Genomic DNA, 18,772 nt, shown 5'->3' with positions numbered 1-18,772 from the left:
AGGCGCGTTTTTCGGAGCAGGCCTGAACTTCAGTCGTTGCCGCGTCCGGTCATGCGGGCGTCGAGTTCGTCGGCGGTGGGTGTCCAGTTCCTGCGTTGGTTGTCGAGGTCGTCGAGGCGGCGGTGGGTGCCTTCCTTGCTGGGCTTCAGATACCGCTGCAGCGTGCGGCGGTCCTCGTGTCCGGAGAGGTTCATCAGGTCGGCTTCGGTAGCGCCGTCTTCTCCGGCGTGGGTGAGGCGGGAGTGGCGCAGGTCGTGCGGGTCCCAGCCGCCGGTCGCGGTGTCGAGGTGGCGCTCGGCGGTGCGGTAGGTCATCCGCCGCCGCCGGCTGGCAGGGTCGACGTCGCGCGCGAGCACGGTGCCGTCGTCGGCGGCGACGCGGGCGGACAGGAAGATCGGGCCGGTGGTGCGGCGGCCGAGAAGCTGGCCGAGCATGCGGGCGGTGCGGACGTCGTAGAGCAGCTCGTCGGCCTTGCCGCCTTTGCGGATGGTGCGGGCGCGGCGGTTCGCCCGGTCCAGGTCCTCGATGTTGAGGCGCAGTACTTCTTCGGCGCGCGCGGCCGTGGCATAGAGCATCGACCACAGGGTGCGGTCGTCGAGCGGGCGGCGTTTGTCGGCGATGAGCCGGTCGATCCGTGCCCGGTCGCGGACCCGGGTGTCGTCGGGTTTGGGCTGGTGCTCGCGCGTCAGGCCCGCGAGCACCGCGGCCGGGTCGTCGAGCCAGCCCTGGGCGCCGAAGTAGGCCAGGGCGCTGCCGACGGCGGCGCGTTTGGCGTTGAACGTCGCCGGCGCCTTGCTCCCCCACGCGGTGCGGATATTGGTGTGCAGCCGCTCGCGGCCGCCGCCGGCGAGCTCACCGAGGTGCACGATCCCGGCGAACGCGGTCGGCAACGCGGAGGTGTAGGAGCGGACGGTTTCCGGTGAGGTGATCCGGCCGGACCGGCCGCGGCGCCCGGCGAGGTGCCGCAAGAACGACGCGAGCGCCTCGGCCGTCGGCACACCGGACGTCGCCTCCCCCGCCGCGGCGCCACCGTCGTCGGGGACGGCGGTGAGGTGCCGGTCGGTGCCCATCGAGCCCTCGTTCCCTGTTTGTCAGATAACACGCGCGAAAGGGGGTACGGCCCGCGAACAGGTTTACCCAGGAGCCGTCTTTGTCAGATAATACGTCATTATCTGACAAGTAGAGCTCTAGCGCCAACCTATTCCGCTCAACTAGTCAAGCGGAACCGCTTGCCTGATCGGCGGGTATTGCTTTACCGTTGGCTTGGGCGAGCGGAACCGCTTGCCCAAGGGAGGGAATCGACTGTGGGAAGCCCGATCGAAACCGAGCCGCACACCCTTGCGCAGTTCGCCCGCCGCGCCGGGATCTCCGAGAGCCGTGCCCGCGGCTTGTACGCGCAGAAGCCATCCGGCCTCCCCCAGGCCGACCGGACCGACGCCGGCGGCAAGCCGCTGTGGTTCGCGGCGACCATCGACACCTGGTGCGCCCGCACCGGCCGCGCCGTCGCCGACGACGCACTCTGGATCTTCCGGGCGCCGCCGGCCACCGAACCGGCGGTCGAGCTGATGCGCCGCGTGGTGACCGTGCACCCGCGCGGCGCCGAGCGCACCATGTTCGCGATCGTGTGGGACACCGCCCACGGCCACGTCGTCTATCTGCAGCCGCTGGGCAGCACCGGCGGCGACCACAAGGACTGGATGGCGGTCGCCGCCACGGAACTCATCGAGCCGCGCTGGTGGTCGACCGCGGTCGTCATCATGCCGATCGAGGACAACCTCACCTACACGATGAAGCTCGGCCCGATCGCCTACATCTACAAGATCATCGCCAAGGACGACGGAGAAGCCGAGGACAGTCCCGGGAAAATCGGTCGCTGGCTACGCCGGACGGCCAATGCCCAGCCCCGCAGGTCCGCGCCGCGCGCCAAGTGGCAGACCGACCTTAAACTCGCCGACATCTCCGCGGTCATCGGGCACACGATCCCGTGCTGGCTCACCGACACCACCACCGTCGAGACGGCCAGGAAGAGCTTGTCCTACCCCGGCACGCTGATCGTCCCCGACACGATCACCGAGTGGCCGGCCATCGAGAAACGCCTTGATGCCGCCATCGCCGCCGAGATGCCGGGCCACTTCCCCGCCGGGTTCGCCGCGCTGGCCGCCGACGCCCACGACGGGCTGACGACCCTGCGCACCGCCCACGAAAACGCGCCCAACACAGGACCCGGCTGGACCCTGGTCGCGCGACCGGCCGCGCCCGCACCGCCGGTCCGGCTCGAACAGCTGATCACCAAGACCACGCCGGTCACCGACCTCGACCTGGTGGCGAAGGAACTCGTCGAGCTGCGCGAGCTGGAACGCGACCTGGACATCGGCGACCCGCGCGGCGACGCCTTCGAGAACGCGGCCCAGCTGCTGGCCCACCAGCTTCGTGCCACTAAGAACGACCCCGGCCGCCGCTACCGCGCGCTCGCCGAAGCCGACTTCGCCGTCTACAGCTCAGCATGGGACGACGGGCCGGTCATCAACAGCTGGCGGGAGAACCTCACCCCGACCAGCCTGAAAGAGGCGCTGCAGCTGCGCCGGGTCCAGCGCCTTTTCCAAGGCGGCTACGAGGACAACGCCCTCGAGGCCTTCCGCGACGACGACGGCCGCTACGTCATCGTCGTCAAGCTCGACAACGGCGACATCTGGTTCCAAGCCGAATGGCCCGTGGCACTCGACATCGTCGACACCTGGACCGACGACACCATCCTCGCCGGTGACGCGACCACCTCCACCACCACGCTGCTCGCCCTCACCCCCACCGAGGACGGGCGGCTGCGCACCGACCCAGTCCCCCTGCCATCGGTCAGCCGCGAAGCGTTCGGATACGGCTACGGCGGAGGCGGCCCGTCCTACACCTACAGCGCCCTGCTGCGCTGCGCCCTCGGTCCCGACCTCAACCAGATCAGCACGGCGGCGAAGAGCGGCTTCCTCGACGAGGACGGCGAACCCGTCAGCCAGCTCTGGAAGGCGATCTCCACCACCATCGGCCCACTACGACTGTCCTGGCCACAGGTCCAGCTCTGGGCACGCGCGGACGCCAAACGCTCCACTACCTGATCTTCGGCACATCAACGAGGTTGGTCCGGACAGCGCACCTGCCTCGTTGATGTCCCGTGGTCGTGCCACATGAGTGCAGGAGAGATCAGGATGCAGCTAGCAGCGCTGTTGATTTCCATCATGGCTTTGCTGGTTTCTGCCACCGCAGTACGAAGGCAGATCCGGCTGTCGCGACACTCGAACTCGATGCCGGTTCTAGTTGACCTTTTCCGTGAGCACCGCAGCGACTATCTCGCTCGCGCGCGCCATCTCGTCGTTCACGAGCTGTCCGGTGACGATCTTCGATCTGGCCTGAACGGCCTCCCTCAAGACCGGCGCCTGCAGGTGCGTGACCTGCTGTGGTTCTACGACAACCTCGGCGTCTTCGTCGTGCACAAACTCATCGATGTTCCGATGGTGGCTGGCTACCTGGGTGGCTCGGTTATCGACGTCTGGGAGAAGCTGATGCCTCTTATCGAGGCTGATCGCCTCAACCGCGCAGCAGCTGGACGTGCTGACCACGAACGATGGTTAGAGTACTTCGAGTACCTCTACAACGTCGTAGTCGATGACAAGTTGGGCAATGCGGGAGCTGCGAAGGTACGCGCCAGAATCCAGCGGCAAATCAACCGAGCGAATCTAAGTCGAGGTGGTAAACCTCGCCGGCTGTAACGACTTCTTCATTCGGCGTTGCGGCTAGCCGATCGGCGGTTCGCCCGGGTCCAGCTCGATGAGGTCGCCCTCGGCGAGCAGTTCCTCGATGGACGCCGGCAGCAGGTACGCCGACCCGCCACCGGGCTGGTTGAACCACGGGATCGCGACCCCGGCGAGCGCTTCGAGCGGACGCTGCACGCGGTAGACGTGATACGGCCGGTTCACCCACTCCGGAACGAGCGAGCGCTCCTCGAACGGCGTCCCGGCCGCGTAGGTCAGGTTGCCGTTCGGGCCACCGAAGCGGTCCAGCTCGCTGCCCGCGGGCAGCTCACGCAGTTCCTTGCCGCGGAACAGCGTCAGCGGCGAATCGCCAACCAGCGGCTGAATGGGCCAGTATTCCGTTTGCTCAGGCTCAGGTTGCAGAATGCCCCGGGCGGGCGGCGACGTTCGACGAATACGTCGCATCTCGCGGCGCTACACCAATATTTCCGGCATGAACCGGGCTCGACGCAGTCCCTGGCTCGGGTTTGATTGTGCGAGCCAGTTCTTTGCGATGCTCCCGCGGGAGATTCAGCAGCATGGCGCCGGCTACGAACAACAGCAGGATCGAGGACAGCACGTCCAGGATCAGGAGCAACAGGGCGAAGATCAGAAGCAGCAGGACCACCTGATGCTGGCGGAGCTTGCTGAAGAGCCGGTTCGCCGCTGGCGGGGAATTATCGAGTCGGCGGTCAGGCCTAATGGACCGGCCTGTTTGGTGCGGCTCTGCTGGGTCTCCTCGATGTAGTACTGCTCGATCCCCTCAGGCTCCATTCCGTACCTGTCGATGCTGCTGATACTCCGCATCTCCCCGATTTCGGCTCGATCGACTTGCCGGCGGCCGGGGTGACCGTCAGTTTGTCACGCTCCTGCATGGTGCCCCCCGGTAGCCGCGTTCATGCCGGTAGACACAGAACTTGCCGGCGGCGTGGGTGGCGCACTTCTCAACAATCCGTGCCCAATCACTCCAGGAGGCCACGACGGAGAAGGCGGCGCCGCCGGAGATCTCGCTCAGAACCCTGTACGTCCCGGCGGTGGTACTTGCCGACGACTACGCCGAGGCCCACACGGAGGTCTGCTCGGTGCGGCCGCCCGCGCAGACCGGGGTCAAATTACCCAACTCCAGCTATAGGTGGTCGGCTTCATCCAGTGACCCACGGTGGGAGTGACGGTGACTCTCGCGCGGTAACCGTTGACCGACCCGGCGTCGGTGACGCGCTTCTGTACCTCCGCGCAGGCCGAACCGAGGCTCTGACCGTTGACGTCCGTGACGGTCTGGCAAACGTTGTCGTGAGCTTGCCAGGTGGCCGCGGCCTGGGCGGCGGGTGTGCCGACGAGGCCGGCCCCCGACGACCGCGGTCAGGGCGCCAAGAGCGATCGGGGTTGTTCTGAGTTTCCGCAAAGGATTTTCCTTCTGATCGAACCGCTGACACACCCGATCAGGGAGGCGCAGATGACCGATCGCAGCGACTCGTCCGCCGAAGGCGTCAAGGGCGCCGTCGAGGACATCAAGGGCACGGTCAAGGAGACCGCCGGTACCTTCACGGGGAACGACTCGTTGGAACGCGAAGGTAAGGGGCAGCAGGAAGAGGCGGCGCAGGAGAATATTGCCGAGAAGCAGGCCGAGGCGGATCTGGCCGAGGCACGCGACCGTAAGGAACAAGTAGCCGCCACTTCCCACCTGCGGCGGGTAGCCGCCGCAGAGGCGCGATGAATGGCCACCCGGCGGCCACTCGATCTACGTGCGCCTCTCCCCCGATGCTAGGGCGCAAGCTTGGCACGCAGGTCTTGCAGGGAGTCGTCAAGGGGACTCGAACCCCCGACCTTCTGTTTACAAGTCCCCTCCGCTGCGTTTGTCGACTAGGGCCGCGAAGTGTCACATTTCGACCATCTGCGCAGGTTAACGGAGGTCCCAGGCCCCACCCGAGTGTCATGTCGTATCGGGCCCTACTTCGGCAACGCGCCCAATCCGAGACGGCGCGGGTGCGGTGGCTAGTGAACTCAGAAACGTTCCGCACAGACCAGCCCGCCAAATCGTATTCTCGCGCTTCTCGAATGGCCGATAGCGGCTCGGCCGTCGAAGGTCAGCCATGCGGTCCGCCGCTGACATAGAGGACCTGACCGGTGACGAAGTCGGCGTCGTCAGCGGTGAAGAACGTTACGGCGCGGGCAATGTCGTGGGGAGTGCCGATACGCCCTCGAGGGATCGACTGCGCTTGTACGCGCAAATGCTGCTCCAAAGTCCGCCTGATGACTCCCGCAGCGCGCCGCCGAACGCCGGGTGATCTGACCGGCTGCTCGCGCTGAACTGCGGGAATACTCCTCTGGGCCGATCTGCCCGGTAGCTCCCCATCGAATGATGCTCTTGGGGAGAGCCGTGGTACTGGTTGAGGAGATCGCCGAGGGGTGCGGACAGCGCTCTCCAAGGAGAAGGCAGCCACGGCCGCTCCCGAACACGCCGGTCAGGAGCTTCAAGTCGCCAGTGTGAAGTGGTCGGAGGTCGCGACCGGGGTGTCATCCCGGGTTCCTCGCCTTCCCGGCGACATCACCCGCGAGTCGGCCGACGCAGTCACCACCTCCTCGCGCATGACAGCTGGGCCGGCTTTGCGTTAGAAGAAACGGGGCAGGGCAGTCTCGCGCTTCTCCAGGAACTTCTTGATCGCCATGGATGTCCCAAGGCCCGGCGGCTTGGACTGATCTCGGTCCGGCCGCCACTTCCCTGCGAACTCGGCGTTCAGGGTGTCTTGAGGTTCGCGGTGGCCGTGAAGGCTGTCCCAGGAGTCTTTGCCCGGTCTGTCTCGCCAGCGGCCGCTGTTGCCCCAGGACCACGCGGCCGTCCGTAACCCGCGCTCGTGAGTAGTCGCGTTCTCGAAGCTCAGTAAACGGTTCGACAGCACTCGATTACCGTGACAAGAGGCCGTGATGATGTCCCCGTCGATGCTGAGCAACAGTGCTTTGCCATCGATGTATCCGGTCATCCCTGGGGTGAAGCCTGGAACCAAGGCCCGTCGCCGCACCGTGGCCAACTCATACCACTGGGCGGCCTCATAGACGTCCAGGTCGACGAGCCAAAACTGGCCTGTGTGGCGCACTGACCAGCCCGCGCCTGTGTTCCAGGTAGGAGTGCCCGACGCGCTCAACTCCCGGGCGGCCCTCCGCCCGAACGCGTCGAGCCTGCGCTGCCAGTCCTCTTGCCGAGAGCTCCCATCGTCTCGCCACACCAGTGGTTCGAGCACGCTCACGACCTGTTTCCTGGCGGGCGTCACGGACGCGCGCTTGGCGAAGAGCCGATTCAGCCATCCCATGGTCAGCTTCCGCTATTCCGGGCTATGACGTTGGTTCGTGCCGTGGGCGCGCTGCCGTGACTCGGCGACGAGGGCCTTCTCACGGTCCTCTCTCTCGCGCCGACGCCGCTTCTCCGCCTCCTCGACCAGTTTTTGAGCCCGATCGGCATCTTCAGCCGCGCGGTGCAGTGCGGACGGTTCGGAGCTGGGTGGCACGGCATCGACCATGATGTGAACCCTTCATGCTGTACTTCGATCTGGCTTGTTATGTCGCCGCGCGCCACCCTTCCGTTGCGAATTGCTCGCAGTCTTGTGTCACGATCCAGCAGCAGGTCCGCGTGCTAGGCGACATCTGCGTTTCTCGATCGGGTGATGGCGTGTCCCGGTTTGATGGGTAGTGGAGTGAGGGAGGTAGAGCGGGCACATCGGGTGCGCGCCTGACAAAGATCGGGAGTCGATCGGGTGTCCTACCTGGTAACCGCGTTTGCCGCGGCCCTGACAGCGTCGACGCTGTCAGCTAGCCGAGGCCGCGGTGTTCTGGCTGGCGTCGGCTGTGCGTTTTTGAGATCCGTCTCGCACGTGGTGTGCCTGCGGCTGGCCGTACGAGCCCTGCTGGCGTGCGACGGGCCCGACGTGGAGTGCCATATCCGAGCGGCGGATATCGAGGTACGGGTCTGCCGGCGGACGGGTGGAGTTCCGCCAGCGTGATCAGCGATGGCCCGGTAAGACACCCCTACTCCCCCAGCGATGTCGTCGCCTACGCCGCGATCGTGCGCGAGCACCGCGTCCGGCTCGTCGCGGTCGTCCGGTCGATCATTCCGGACGGGGACTACGAAGCCGTCGCCAGCGACGCCCTCGTCACCCTCTTCCGGCATTGGCCGGCCGTCACCGGCGACCGCGTCGCATGGGTGACCGCAGTGGCCAAGAACAGCGCACTCACCCTGCGGCGCCGGCGACGGGAGCACGCCGCGACCTCGGGAGAGACCGATATTCCGCTCTGGAGCACCACACCGGTCTCGGCCGAGCAGCGGCTCATGCTTCAGGAAGCTCTGCGGCTGCTTCCGCGGCTGTCCAAGCAGGAACAGATCGCGCTGGTGCTGTCCCTAGCGGGACAGAATGCCGCCATGATCGCCGCCCAGCTCGGTGTCAAGACAGAAACGGTCCGCAAGTACCGCGCCCGCGCGCAACGAAAGATGCGGGAATGGCTAGGCCAGCCGCACCCCGCACCACCCGTACACCGGTCTACCGGCCATGGAAGTGAGGCTTGATGTCATCCACTGCCCACCCCGACCGCGACGGCACCGACCCGCTTCCCCTGCTCACTCACGCACTCACCGCACCAGCGAACCCACGTGAGACACGAGTCATCCAGGCCGCCAACAGGGAACTCGAATACCGCGCGCACCACACGACACCACCCCAGATCGACAGCGGCCTCACCCCACGGTTCCTCGCCAGCCTGACGGTGGGGGCCTCACTCAACGCCTCACACGAAGCCGATGGGGCTCTCGTCGCCATCCGGCTCCACGACCGCGGAGACCTGCTCGACGCAGCCGAAGAACCCGGACTCACCCTTGTTGCGACCAGCACGCGACGTGTGATCACCGCGCTCAGCGACCGATGGGACGTCACGCTCACCTCCGATGGCCCCGATCTGCTCGTTGTCCTGCTTCCCCGCCACCCGAACCCAGGCCTAGCCGCGACACTCAGTCTCCTCAGCGAACACCTCGCCGCACCAGTTCCCGTACCCGGCTGGCTCCTCGAGATCGAAGCCGGAATCGGCGTGACCCCGCTCGACCCCTCTGCCACGCCAGCAGAGCTCATCGCGCAAGCCCGCCGCGGCCTGCCCGACCGAGTCCACCTCCGCCGCCAACCAGCCCCCGCCGATGATCCCGGCTACGAAGACACCGCCCTGTCACCGCTGGCTCTGGTCCAGCACGCCTGGGACGCGATCGACCATGGCCGGCTCACCGTCGCCTACCAAGTCGTCTCCCAAACCAACTCCCCCGGCATCGTCGGAACGCAAGCCATCCCAGGCTGGATCGACACCCACGGGACACACCACACACTCGCTGAACTGGGCGACCTCGCCAGCATCACCAGGCTGGCCTACACCATGATCGAGCACACCGTCGCCGACACCTGCACCGCACTCGCCAGCTGGACCGCTCAGCTGCGCCCCACCACACCCTTTGCCCGCATCGACCTACCCGCACCGCTTCTGCGCAGTCAACGTTTCTGCAGCCAACTGCATGACCTCATCGACAACAGCGGCATCGCCAGCCTGCTCCTGCTCGGCATCCCCGCCCCCGCTCTCACCCACACCCCCGACATCGATAAACGACTCAACCAGCTCACCAGTAGCGGTGCCCGCCTGGCACTCACCCACTGCGGCGTCCACGGCACCCCCGCCGACGCCCTCACCCGCGCAGACTGGGCCATCACAAGCCTGCCCAGAGCCACCTTCGAACTCCTCCGCCACCGCGACCCCGACAGCCCCTCACACATTGCCCTCATCCTGCTGCTCCACACCGCACGCAAGCTCGACATTCCCGTCATGGCCGAGGAAACCGATCTCGGCGAAGCACGCCTGCACCTGGGCACCGCGATGTTCACCCCCAACAGCAGGATCCCACCCATGTCAGCGCATCACATCGCCGATGATCCGACCTGGACGTCGACCCCGCCGGCGAAACTCCTCACCGTCACCGAGACTCTGGCTCCAGTCTCGACCGTTGCCCACCTCCCTCAACCTCGAGACATCTCCGGAACCACACGTACCAAGCCAGGCTGGTGATCGGACGCACTTCTTGAAGCAGACGCGGGCAGCGCGCGGGCCGCACCGGGAAGGGGCTTCACGGTGCTCTGCAGTGCGACACCATGAGTGCCGAACGGGCAGTGGCCGAATTCGCGCCCCCAGGCGAACCCGATCCGCTGCGCAGCCTCTGCTCGTTGCTCGCCCACGAGTTGGACATCCTGAACACCCGAGAACCCGACCTGCACCTTCGGCTCTCCGTCACATGGCTACCCGATCGGGTGATTCGACTGAGCAGGCTTAAACGTTCTGGTGGGCTGGCCTCACTCAACCAGTGACAAGGCTGCGCGGATGGCGCGCGGCCGGGGATGCTGGAGGACGACAACGATGATGCTGGAGATCGTGATAATGGTGGGGATCGCGGGCCGCTGCGTACTCGACTTGGTCCAGGCCGCCACCTACCGGTGGCGGATCCGGGCGCGGACGTCGCTGCTGGCCGCGGTCGCCACACTCCCGGCAGGCGCCGAGGTTTCTGAACACGCCGGCGGCAACACATGGCGAGTCTCGGTCGCCCGCAACCCGGGTTCGGAGGCCGCGTGAACGCGCCACTCGATGACACCTCCGCCAACCCGCCGGGAAATCCCGACATCGACGAGGCCTTCCGGCTCTGGCGTGCTCCGCTGGCCCGGTACGCCATGTCCCTGGGCACGAGTCGCGGGCTGCCTTCCTCCGCCGACAGCGCCGAAGACGTGGTCCAGCAGGCTTTCGAAGCGGCTCTCCGGACCGAGTGGAGCACAATCAGGTATCCCCGAGCGTGGCTCTATGCCGTCACCCGGAACCTAGTCCTCGCTCTCGCATCCCGGTACTACCGCGAGATGGGCCCCAGCGGGGCCAGAGGTTCTGACATCACTTGGTCGTCGATGGCGAGGGTCCCGTCGGCGGACGTCCAGTTCGCCGTCAACCAAGCCACTCGCGAGCTCGCCTCTCTGCCCACCCAGCGACGCACGGTCTTCTACCTGCACGATGTGCTCGGCTGGAGCCACTTAGACATCGCCAGGGAACTCAGCATCTCCGACGCGACTGCACGAGCGCATCTGTTCCATGCACGCGGAAATCTGCGCGAGATCATCCCGGAGGCAGCTCTGCCCGCGATTGCCCTGAGTGCGTCGCTCGAATGGGCACCCGTGACCGGGCCGGATTTCCCGCGCGCACAGCTAATAGAGCAGGAACCCTCGCGGCTGCGACGGACTCTGCTCGTCGTCGCACTGGTGCTGCTTTTTGCATCCGGGGTCGTCCTGCTCGTCGCGGTGTCCTGGATTCCAGGGCTGGCTGTTCTCCTCACGGCTTGTGCGATCTCCGGCTTCGTCCTGTGGCGACGCGGCCTGATCGACCGGTTCCTGTGCTGGCTGTTGCTGTGACAAACCCGAGACGTGTGGTCCTGGCCCAGGACAGCTTCCGACAGGCCATCTCGGGCACCCATCCGCTGGCATCAGAACTCGATGGAGTACGACATGACCGACGAGCCGCTTACGTTCGACCACACCGACATGCCCGTCTACATGGCGTGAATCTGGTGCGGGGTGAAAGGCCACCCCGCACCAGAAAGTTCGCTACCGGACGACGACGTAGAACTGGTCGCCGTCGAGCATGTGCTCGCGGCCGTACCAGTCACCGATCAAGTTGCCGCCCGCTATGTTGTGGCTGGCCTTGATCCGTCGCACCCCAAAGGTGAACGGCTTCTCCTTCGCCAGCGCGGCATTCTGGTACGTGCTCGCGAACGGGTACTCGTCACACTGCATCTTCACGCCGTCCTTGACGGTGTACTTCGCCCCCCACTCGTCCACGCAGGCCCGTCGAACCTTGCGTCTCGATCCGTCCTTCTTCCTCTCGATGTCATACCCGGAGTAGAGGTAGGACACCGTCGATTCCTTGAACTTCCCGGGAACTTTCAACTCAGGGTCGTTTCCGGGTGCGGTCTTCGTGATGTCCTCCTGCGCGTCCTTGATGAACTCCGACGACTCGCCGTAGGTCGGGCTGTGGAGGTCGAACACCATCGTCGGTACCACGCCGGTGAAGACGCAGTGGCTGCCTCGGGTCGCGTAGGTCGCAGAGTCGCACCGGAACATCCCCTTGGGAGTACGGGATGCACCCGGCGGCGGGATCGGACTGCTGAGCGACCTGTAGAAGTCGAACCAAAAATAGCCCCGGAGCTCGTTCTGCCACTTCTTGTCGTCGTCCGTCTCGGTCGGCACCTGAGTGGTTGCCATGGTGGCGGTCCACCAGATCGGCTCACCGCCGGCCGCACGCCATGCGCCGACCGACCGGTCCACTGGTACCGAGAAATAGTCGCACGTGCTTGTGCGCTTCTGGTCGTTGTTGCCGCACTCGAGTACGACCGAGAACGGGTTGTCGAAGAGCTCTTCGCGCTCCCCGCGGATGTACTTCAGGCTGTACCCGAACTTGATCTCGCCCTTCTTGTCCTGGGCGACGCCGATGACCGTCTCACGGAAGAAGCTGCTGCCTACATGCACTACCACCCCGTTCACAAGCTTCTGGTATTTGAGTTCAAGCAGCTGAGTTCGGCAGATGTTGAACCTGTTTTTGAACCAGAAAGTCTCGGTTTCGTCGTGGTTCGCGGTGCACTCGTCGAACGTGACGTCGTCGACCGGTTTCGCTGAGTCGTCGATGCGGGATTCCACAGTGGCGGTCGTCTCGGCCATCTGGGCCGGTTGGGCCGGGGGTTCGGCGGCCGTCACGGCCTGCGGTGTGACGAGTAGCGCGGCGACCAGGGTGAGCACTCCGGACAGTTTCAAGGCTTTCATCGTCGCCCTCACGTGATCAGATCCATGCTGTTCCAACCGCGGCCGACCTGGATCGGGGCCGCCAGCATGGGATTGCTGTTCCAGCCGTTGAACCGGTAGATGAACAGATCCCCGTCCGGCTCGCGTTTCAGCACGTCTTCGTTGCCGTCAGCGTCCGCGTCGATCAGCGAGATCCACGAGGTCGTCGGCTTGGCAAAGGTGGGGACAGGGGCCACTGTCTTGCAGTTCCCGTCGTAGGTGGCCTCACCGTCGAAGGTGTTCGTGTGCGGACAGGCGTACAGGTCACCTGTGGCGATAGAGGCGGCGGCTTGATCTGGGTTCTCGCGGCTCCAGTTCGGCCTCAGCTCCCACAACGACCGGCCCACACCGAGCTTGACCCGGGCCTTGAGGGTGCTCTGGCCGTCGAGCGTGCCCTTGTGCGGGTAGACCCACCTGACGTCTTGGCCGTCGATGGTGACCACATCGTCGAAGCCGTCGGCGGTCACGTCCGCCAGCGTGATCCACCCTTGACTGTTCCAGCCCCGACCGATCTGCACCGGGTTGCCGAACGTGCTCAAGCCGTTGAGCTGCCCGCTGTGCGGGAACACGAACAGCGCACCATCCGTGGTTCGACGGGCCACCAGGTCAGCCGGTTGCTCCGAGACCGTCTCGTACTCCTCGGTCTCACCGGTCATCTCGGCGACACCGACCCAGTTGTAGCCGTTGAAGTCTCTCCTGACCTCGGTCCTTGCCGGGAACGTGGCCATACCCTGCAGCTTCCCCGAGCCCGGATACACCCACAGCGAGCCACCGTTCACGCCTGGCTGCCGGGACAGCAGATCGGGGATTCCATCACCGGTCAGATCGTGGGAATGGGTGCCCGCCCTCTGATCCCCGATGGCCGCCGCACCCATATCGGCGGCCGGTGCGGCCGAAGACGTCGGCACTGTCAGCAGACCGGCCCCCAACACGATCGCGGACGCGACTATCCAGCGCGCCCTCATGAGCACGTCCAGCAAACATGTTTGCTCCGGTTTACATCGACCGCGGCACCGCACGCCACGATTTGAGCAGAATTCACTTGAGTTCCCTCCAGAAAGACTAAGTCCAGCTATAGCCAGTTCCGCGATAAACACGCCGGCCATGCCCACAAGGTTGAGCTATTCGAGCCAGTTCACTCGAATAGCTCAAATTCGTGACCTGCCCAACAATTAGGCCCGAACTACCGCCCCGGCCACGCCAGGTCACCCACATGACCTAGTAATGCCCGCGACTATTCAATCAGGCGATAAACCGTGACCGGAAAGGATTTGAGCCAGTTCGAATCCAGTGCGGCAACTGTTAACGTCAGCCGGTGTTCACGCTGCGGGTCGACCCCGAGACGGTGTCCAGGACGCGTTGGTCGCCATCGCCGGCGTCGGAGTCCATGGCGTGGCTGAAACTCGCCGCCGCCTCGGGGAGGCATCCGGTCTTCGGGGATCCCGGTGCGCTTGCTCGCGCGTCACTCGCCCATCGGGACGTCGCGCTGCTCGTGGACCTGTTGCCTCAAAATGGCGACACTTACCTGCCTGACCTGCTCACTCCGCAACCTGGAGCGGGTACCCGGCGCAATGACTTGATCGAGGAACAGATCGCACGGATCGAGGCGACCACGCAAGAGGACCTGGAAAGTCAGGTGTTCACCTGGACTCAGGTCCACTGGAGCAGGCCGTTGTCGACCGGTACCCGTCGGCTCGCGGAGTCCGGACGGCTGCAGCGACGCCTGGCCAACGGCCTGGCTCAGTTCTGGCGAGTCGCGTTGTCCGACAGCTGGTCCGAACTCGGCTCGATCGTCGACCAGGACATCTCACATCGTGCGAAGTCCGTTATCGGCCATGGTGTCGGCCGGGCGCTGGGAGAACTTCATCCGGATATCGGGTGGGTAGGTGATGCTGTCACCCTCGCCAAGCCGTGGGACGGCGAACTCGATATCGCCGGCCGGGAACTGGTCCTCGTGCCCGGCGTGCTCACCTGGCCTGACGTCATCGTCCAGGTCGATGTTCCCGGGGAGGTCGTCGTCTACTATCCCGCCCACCGGATCGGAACGGGCCGGGGCCACAAGCCGGGAGCGATCGCGCAGGTGGTCGGTTCCGCCCGCGCGGCCTTGCTGGAGGACCTCGAAACCGCGCGATCGACCGCGGAACTCGCCGGCCGGACCGGATACAGCGCGGGCACCGTCTCCTATCACCTCAGCGCGCTACATCGCGCGGGCCTCGTCAGCAAAGTCAGGGACAAACGCTATGTGCTGTACCAACGGACGCCCCAGGCGGTGGTTCTCCTCGAAGACCGCCTCACCTTCGGCCCCAGTGCGCCGCCGCACTCGTGACACGTGCGAATCGCGATCCGGTTGTAAAGGTTTCGGGCCGGTCCCGCCACGTAAGGAGCGAAGGGCCGTCCTTCGGATGGCGGTCCTGGTGAGCAGGGAGGCGAGGGTGTCAAACCCCGTGCTGATTGTGATGGTGGCCGTGTGCGCACGAGGCGTGTTGCGGCTTGCCGAGGCGATGGCGGTGTGGATCGCGCTGCGGGCCAGGATAGAGCTGGCGCGGATCGCGGCCACCGCCCCGCCGGGCACGGAGGTCGTCGAACAGGACCGCCATGGTGGCGGCTGGCGGTTCCGATCACCGCAGCAGCAGCAGCCGGGAGAGAGTTCGTGACGGAGGATCAGGAGCCCGACCCGGGCGACGAGGCCGAGCAAGACACTGTCGACGGCCTGTACCGCGCCTACGCGGAGCCGCTGCGCCGGTAGGTGCGCCGGGTGGCGGCCAGCCGGGCTTGTCGGAATCCCTGGTCGATAGCGAAGGCGTAGTACACGAGGCCTTCGCCGCGATGCTCGAGACCCGCAGCACCATCGAGGATCCGCCAGCGTGGTTGTTCACCGTGGCACGTCGTGTGGTCGGCAAGATCGCGGCCCAGCACAAGAACAGGGCCGAGGGCGAACCCCAGGAACTCCTGCACACCGGCGCGGCCCAGTGGACATCGCTGACCGCCCGGGCCAGCACCGATGACGTCGCCGAAGCACGAGAGGTGCTGGCACGCCTCGCCGAGTTGCCCGACCACCAGAAGACCTCGGCGTACCTGCGTCACGTACACGGCTGGAGCGCCGCCGAAATCGGTGACTACCTGAAATGCGCGCCGACGACCGCCAACGTGCATATCCACCGCGGCAAGCAGCGCCTCCGCATTGCAATGGCGGTAGTCGGTTTCTTCCTCGTATCGAACCTGATGATGATGAAGCCCTGGGAACCAGGTTCGGGTGACCACACCCCGTGGCCTGACTCGGCAGGCCACCCTACCCTGTTAGGCATCATCCTCATGGCGACGATATTTTTGAGTTTCGTCATCTCCATCGTCATCTTCGGCGTCCTGCCTGCGGTCCGACTCCGCCGGGCCGAACGTCACGTCATCCCTGGTGAGCAGGCGGCCGGAGAAGACGACTGATCTTTCTCTACCCTGCCGTCCGCGCTGCAGGGCCGTCAGGTCCGCCGAGCCGGCGTCGGTCACGAAGCCCTGACCCCGTCAGCCGATACTCGGCCGTGGCTCCGCGCCTCGTCCGCTGCGGTGAGTCGTCCCGGCAACCAGGCAGCGTCGCGCCGGACCAATTTCACGACACGGTGATGGGTCCGCTGCGACTCCTGCTCGGTCTTCACAGACGGTCGCGACCGTCTGTGAAGACCTCCGTGCCCGCGAGGATGTAGCAGGCCGGGGAGCGGCGCGGTTATTCCCAGCGCTGGCGCTGTATTGCTGGCCGGCCCGGTCTCGCAGAGTCATGGCCGCAGCGCATGGAGCCACCCTGATCCCACGCCTGCTGAAAGCATTCACAAGTTGCCTGAATTCAGTCTTGCCTGAATTCAGGCAACTTCGGTAGTGTGTTGTCCATGACCAAGAGGGCCGTCAACACCGCCGCGGAGCTGGACAACTTCCTGGGCGCCAAACGTGCCTTGGTCGAGGCAATGGTGCGCGACTTCGAGGCGGGCGTGCCCGCAACGAACATCGCCTTGGCCGCCAGCGGCGCCTTCGGACGCGATCAGGTGAAGCAGTTCCTGAACGCGATCGCCCTGCACAACTCCGCTCGCAAAGCGCTCGAGGAGGCCGGACTCGCGCCTGTCGTGGATACCTCGGTGACCGGCATCGATGCTCCCCGGGAGGCGAGGCTGTTCCTCAGCGCAAATCCGGCCGAAACCCCCAGCTACGCGACACTGCCGCAGCGGATCCGGGACGTTCTTCGTGACTTCTTGATCACCCTCGACCTACCGAAGGGCGAGCACGACGAGGTCACCGAAGACCTGATCAACAGCCTCCTCCTCGACGGCGAGCCCATCCGCCTGATCAAGCTGGAACCGCGCGCCTGACCGGGTCCCGAACTTCAAGGCCTGCGTGTGCACCGCCTACCGCCTTACCGGACTCACGCCCAACGGCATCCCTGCTGCCGCCTTCGCGCGAGCGCGAGAAACCCGGCATCCGAACAGAACCGCAACTCCCTGACGTGAGCAGGCGCTCGAACCGCTTCGACTGCTCGCTGGCGGTTACGGTGGGTCCATGACCAGTGGAGGGTCGACCTCAAGCGGGACGCCTATTCAGCCGGGATCACAGCGATGGTCGGAGCCGTCTTCGCCGATTCCGACGCGAAAAGAGCAGAAGTCTTCCAGCAGGCGCTGTCCGTGCTTGGTGACATCGAGATGCACGGAAGCCCCTAGGCGGGAAAGCTCTACTCGGATGTCGCCGACGAGCTGGCGGCGTGGGTAGAAACCCAGCGCCTCGACGAGGAGCTCAGCAACACAATGCAGGAGTTCCAACGCGTCGCCCGATACGAGACGGCGTCGATCGTCCGCTTGCGCGACTCCGCGCCTGGTTCACTCGGGAGTACCGGCTCAGCTGGCCGAAGAACCCAGCAACTGACGGCGCCGCGTGACTCGACCGGGCAACACGTGACTCGCGCGCACGAGGCCTTCTCCACTCCGCAGCGAGCTCAACACCATAGGCACGTCGACCGTTCACGGTCCCCAGAAGCTGGAGCGGTCGAGCAGGGGGTGACCGGGCGCCGTTCCCGCTTCAGGGATCGAGGCCCGGGCTGATGTCCGAGGCGTTCCCGGCCACCTCCTGCCCGACCACTCCCCCGGCAGCGGGTCACCGCGCCGAGATGGCCTTCGACCTGCTTAGAGAACGGCTTGGCGGCACGCGTCGGCGAGCAGGGCCACCCTCATACCATTCCCCCATGGCACATGTTCAGCTTGCTGATGTCCTGACTTGGTACGACGAAACCGGTGATGGTGACCTCGAGCCGATCGTGTTGTTGCATGGCGGGTTCGTGGATTCCCGGATGTTCGATCCAGCTTTCCCGCATCTGGACAGCCACTTTCACGTGTTCACGGTGGATCGGCGCGGGCACGGACGGACGCCGGATGTTGACGGGCCGCTCTCCTACGAGTTGATGGCCGCCGATATGATCGCCTTCCTGGAGAAGGTTGTCGGCAAGCCGACTGCCCTGGTCGGTCATAGCGACGGCGCGAACGTCGCGATGCTGATTGCGATCCTACGCCCCGACCTGGTGAGCAAACTGGTGCTCATCAGCGGAAACTTCCATCATGACGGTCTCGTTCCCGGCCTGCTGGACGGCTATGCCCACGAGGACGCTCTTCGCGGTCTGGGGTCTCGATACGGTCAGGTCTCCCCGGACGGCGAGGCGCATTTCCCGCTCGTGGTGAACAAGCTGCTGCGGCTGGCGGCCGAGGGTCCAACGTTGACCGAGGGAGAACTCGCTCGCATCAGCTGCCGGACCCTCGTGGTCGTCGGCGATGACGACGCCATGACGCTGGAACACACCATTGCGCTGTACCGCAAGGTGCCCCACTCCGAGTTGGCGATCGTTCCCGGGACATCCCATCTGCTCGTCATGGAAAAGCCCGATTTCGTGTATCCGCTCATCAGTACCTTTCTGTCCACCGATCCGATCCAGACCAGGCAGCCGATCCGGCGGGCGTGAGGTCCCCGTTCCGCACGGCCGGCGGGCGGCGTCAGGTAGGGGTAAGGACCGAATACGCCTGACAGGGGCCTCGCGGCACTATTTGCGCAGGTCGCAGCCCCAGTGCTGTCTACAGTGGACAAGACAAGGTAGTCGCT

Annotated in this window: 20 protein-coding genes and 1 pseudogene; 13 read left to right on the top strand and 8 right to left on the bottom strand. The window is 65.5% G+C overall.

Annotation, left to right across the window (positions count from 1 at the left end; all coding sequences use genetic code 11):
- Positions 1-29: 29 nt before the first annotated feature.
- Complete coding sequence (locus ACLJRL_RS29620; protein ID WP_410659600.1) at positions 30-1,070, bottom strand: tyrosine-type recombinase/integrase; 1,041 nt, start codon at positions 1,068-1,070, stop codon at positions 30-32.
- Between the two features lie 234 nt (positions 1,071-1,304).
- Here ACLJRL_RS29620 and ACLJRL_RS29615 point away from each other — a divergent pair, with 234 nt between their 5' ends.
- Entirely contained in the window at positions 1,305-3,104 is a 1,800-nt protein-coding gene (locus ACLJRL_RS29615; protein WP_410659599.1) for a hypothetical protein, read from the top strand.
- Between the two features lie 90 nt (positions 3,105-3,194).
- Positions 3,195-3,755 carry a hypothetical protein gene (locus ACLJRL_RS29610; RefSeq protein ID WP_410659598.1) on the top strand — a complete coding sequence of 187 codons (561 nt, stop codon included), beginning with the start codon at positions 3,195-3,197 and terminating at the stop codon, positions 3,753-3,755.
- 24 nt (positions 3,756-3,779) lie between these two features.
- Here the strand turns inward: ACLJRL_RS29610 and ACLJRL_RS29605 are convergent.
- Positions 3,780-4,136 (bottom strand): annotated as a pseudogene (locus ACLJRL_RS29605) (TNT domain-containing protein); the annotation flags it as partial.
- Positions 4,137-4,230: 94 nt separating this feature from the next.
- On the opposite strand from ACLJRL_RS29605, the gene ACLJRL_RS29600 reads away from it, so the two are divergent.
- Together ACLJRL_RS29600 and ACLJRL_RS29595 are read left to right on the top strand one after the other, a co-directional pair.
- A complete protein-coding gene (locus tag ACLJRL_RS29600) occupies positions 4,231-4,524 on the top strand; it encodes a hypothetical protein (RefSeq protein WP_410659597.1) in 294 nt (97 codons plus the stop codon).
- Between the two features lie 705 nt (positions 4,525-5,229).
- Complete coding sequence (locus ACLJRL_RS29595) at positions 5,230-5,490, top strand: CsbD family protein (protein WP_410659596.1); 261 nt, start codon at positions 5,230-5,232, stop codon at positions 5,488-5,490.
- A gap of 370 nt (positions 5,491-5,860) precedes the next feature.
- Here ACLJRL_RS29595 and ACLJRL_RS29590 read toward each other — a convergent pair whose 3' ends face one another.
- From ACLJRL_RS29590 to ACLJRL_RS29580, 3 genes are all read right to left on the bottom strand, one after another.
- On the bottom strand, positions 5,861-6,217 hold the full coding sequence (locus tag ACLJRL_RS29590; RefSeq protein WP_410659595.1) for an SDR family oxidoreductase: 357 nt from the start codon (positions 6,215-6,217) through the stop codon (positions 5,861-5,863).
- 168 nt (positions 6,218-6,385) lie between these two features.
- Complete coding sequence (locus ACLJRL_RS29585; protein WP_410659594.1) at positions 6,386-7,018, bottom strand: hypothetical protein; 633 nt, start codon at positions 7,016-7,018, stop codon at positions 6,386-6,388.
- 75 nt (positions 7,019-7,093) lie between these two features.
- Complete coding sequence (locus ACLJRL_RS29580; protein WP_410659593.1) at positions 7,094-7,288, bottom strand: hypothetical protein; 195 nt, start codon at positions 7,286-7,288, stop codon at positions 7,094-7,096.
- A gap of 476 nt (positions 7,289-7,764) precedes the next feature.
- Between ACLJRL_RS29580 and ACLJRL_RS29575 the strand changes: the two genes are divergently transcribed.
- From ACLJRL_RS29575 to ACLJRL_RS29560, 4 genes are all read left to right on the top strand, one after another.
- Complete coding sequence (locus ACLJRL_RS29575) at positions 7,765-8,328, top strand: RNA polymerase sigma factor (RefSeq protein ID WP_410659592.1); 564 nt, start codon at positions 7,765-7,767, stop codon at positions 8,326-8,328.
- Positions 8,328-9,857 carry an EAL domain-containing protein gene (locus tag ACLJRL_RS29570; RefSeq protein WP_410659591.1) on the top strand — a complete coding sequence of 510 codons (1,530 nt, stop codon included), beginning with the start codon at positions 8,328-8,330 and terminating at the stop codon, positions 9,855-9,857. The genes ACLJRL_RS29575 and ACLJRL_RS29570 overlap by 1 nt, the downstream gene beginning before the upstream one ends.
- A gap of 345 nt (positions 9,858-10,202) precedes the next feature.
- Positions 10,203-10,415 (top strand): hypothetical protein, encoded by a 213-nt coding sequence (locus tag ACLJRL_RS29565; RefSeq protein ID WP_410659590.1) that lies wholly within the window; start codon positions 10,203-10,205, stop codon positions 10,413-10,415.
- Complete coding sequence (locus ACLJRL_RS29560) at positions 10,412-11,233, top strand: RNA polymerase sigma factor (RefSeq protein WP_410659589.1); 822 nt, start codon at positions 10,412-10,414, stop codon at positions 11,231-11,233. The genes ACLJRL_RS29565 and ACLJRL_RS29560 overlap by 4 nt, the downstream gene beginning before the upstream one ends.
- A gap of 192 nt (positions 11,234-11,425) precedes the next feature.
- On the opposite strand, the gene ACLJRL_RS29555 is transcribed toward ACLJRL_RS29560, so the two are convergent.
- Positions 11,426-12,649: a hypothetical protein gene (locus tag ACLJRL_RS29555; RefSeq protein WP_410659588.1), complete on the bottom strand. Its 1,224-nt coding sequence runs from the start codon at positions 12,647-12,649 to the stop codon at positions 11,426-11,428.
- The gene (locus ACLJRL_RS29550; protein ID WP_410659587.1) at positions 12,646-13,620 is read right to left on the bottom strand and encodes a hypothetical protein; all 975 of its coding nucleotides are present in this window, start codon (positions 13,618-13,620) and stop codon (positions 12,646-12,648) included. The genes ACLJRL_RS29555 and ACLJRL_RS29550 overlap by 4 nt, the downstream gene beginning before the upstream one ends.
- 350 nt (positions 13,621-13,970) lie before the next feature.
- Between ACLJRL_RS29550 and ACLJRL_RS29545 the strand changes: the two genes are divergently transcribed.
- From ACLJRL_RS29545 to ACLJRL_RS29530, 4 genes are all read left to right on the top strand, one after another.
- Positions 13,971-14,981 (top strand): ArsR/SmtB family transcription factor, encoded by a 1,011-nt coding sequence (locus ACLJRL_RS29545; protein WP_410659586.1) that lies wholly within the window; start codon positions 13,971-13,973, stop codon positions 14,979-14,981.
- Positions 14,982-15,099: 118 nt separating this feature from the next.
- Positions 15,100-15,309: a hypothetical protein gene (locus ACLJRL_RS29540; RefSeq protein WP_410659585.1), complete on the top strand. Its 210-nt coding sequence runs from the start codon at positions 15,100-15,102 to the stop codon at positions 15,307-15,309.
- Between the two features lie 118 nt (positions 15,310-15,427).
- Complete coding sequence (locus tag ACLJRL_RS29535) at positions 15,428-16,093, top strand: RNA polymerase sigma factor (protein ID WP_410659584.1); 666 nt, start codon at positions 15,428-15,430, stop codon at positions 16,091-16,093.
- Positions 16,094-16,530: 437 nt separating this feature from the next.
- Entirely contained in the window at positions 16,531-17,004 is a 474-nt protein-coding gene (locus ACLJRL_RS29530) for a hypothetical protein (RefSeq protein WP_410659583.1), read from the top strand.
- 225 nt (positions 17,005-17,229) lie between these two features.
- On the opposite strand, the gene ACLJRL_RS29525 is transcribed toward ACLJRL_RS29530, so the two are convergent.
- Positions 17,230-17,448, bottom strand: a complete 219-nt coding sequence (locus tag ACLJRL_RS29525) for a hypothetical protein (protein ID WP_410659582.1) — start codon at positions 17,446-17,448, stop codon at positions 17,230-17,232.
- Between the two features lie 419 nt (positions 17,449-17,867).
- On the opposite strand from ACLJRL_RS29525, the gene ACLJRL_RS29520 reads away from it, so the two are divergent.
- Positions 17,868-18,635 (top strand): alpha/beta fold hydrolase, encoded by a 768-nt coding sequence (locus tag ACLJRL_RS29520; RefSeq protein ID WP_410659581.1) that lies wholly within the window; start codon positions 17,868-17,870, stop codon positions 18,633-18,635.
- The last annotated feature ends 137 nt before the right edge of the window (positions 18,636-18,772 follow it).

The organism is Amycolatopsis sp. lyj-112, from assembly GCF_046549055.1.
Lineage (GTDB): Bacteria > Actinomycetota > Actinomycetes > Mycobacteriales > Pseudonocardiaceae > Amycolatopsis.
This window is presented reverse-complemented; position numbering and strand designations above follow the sequence as displayed.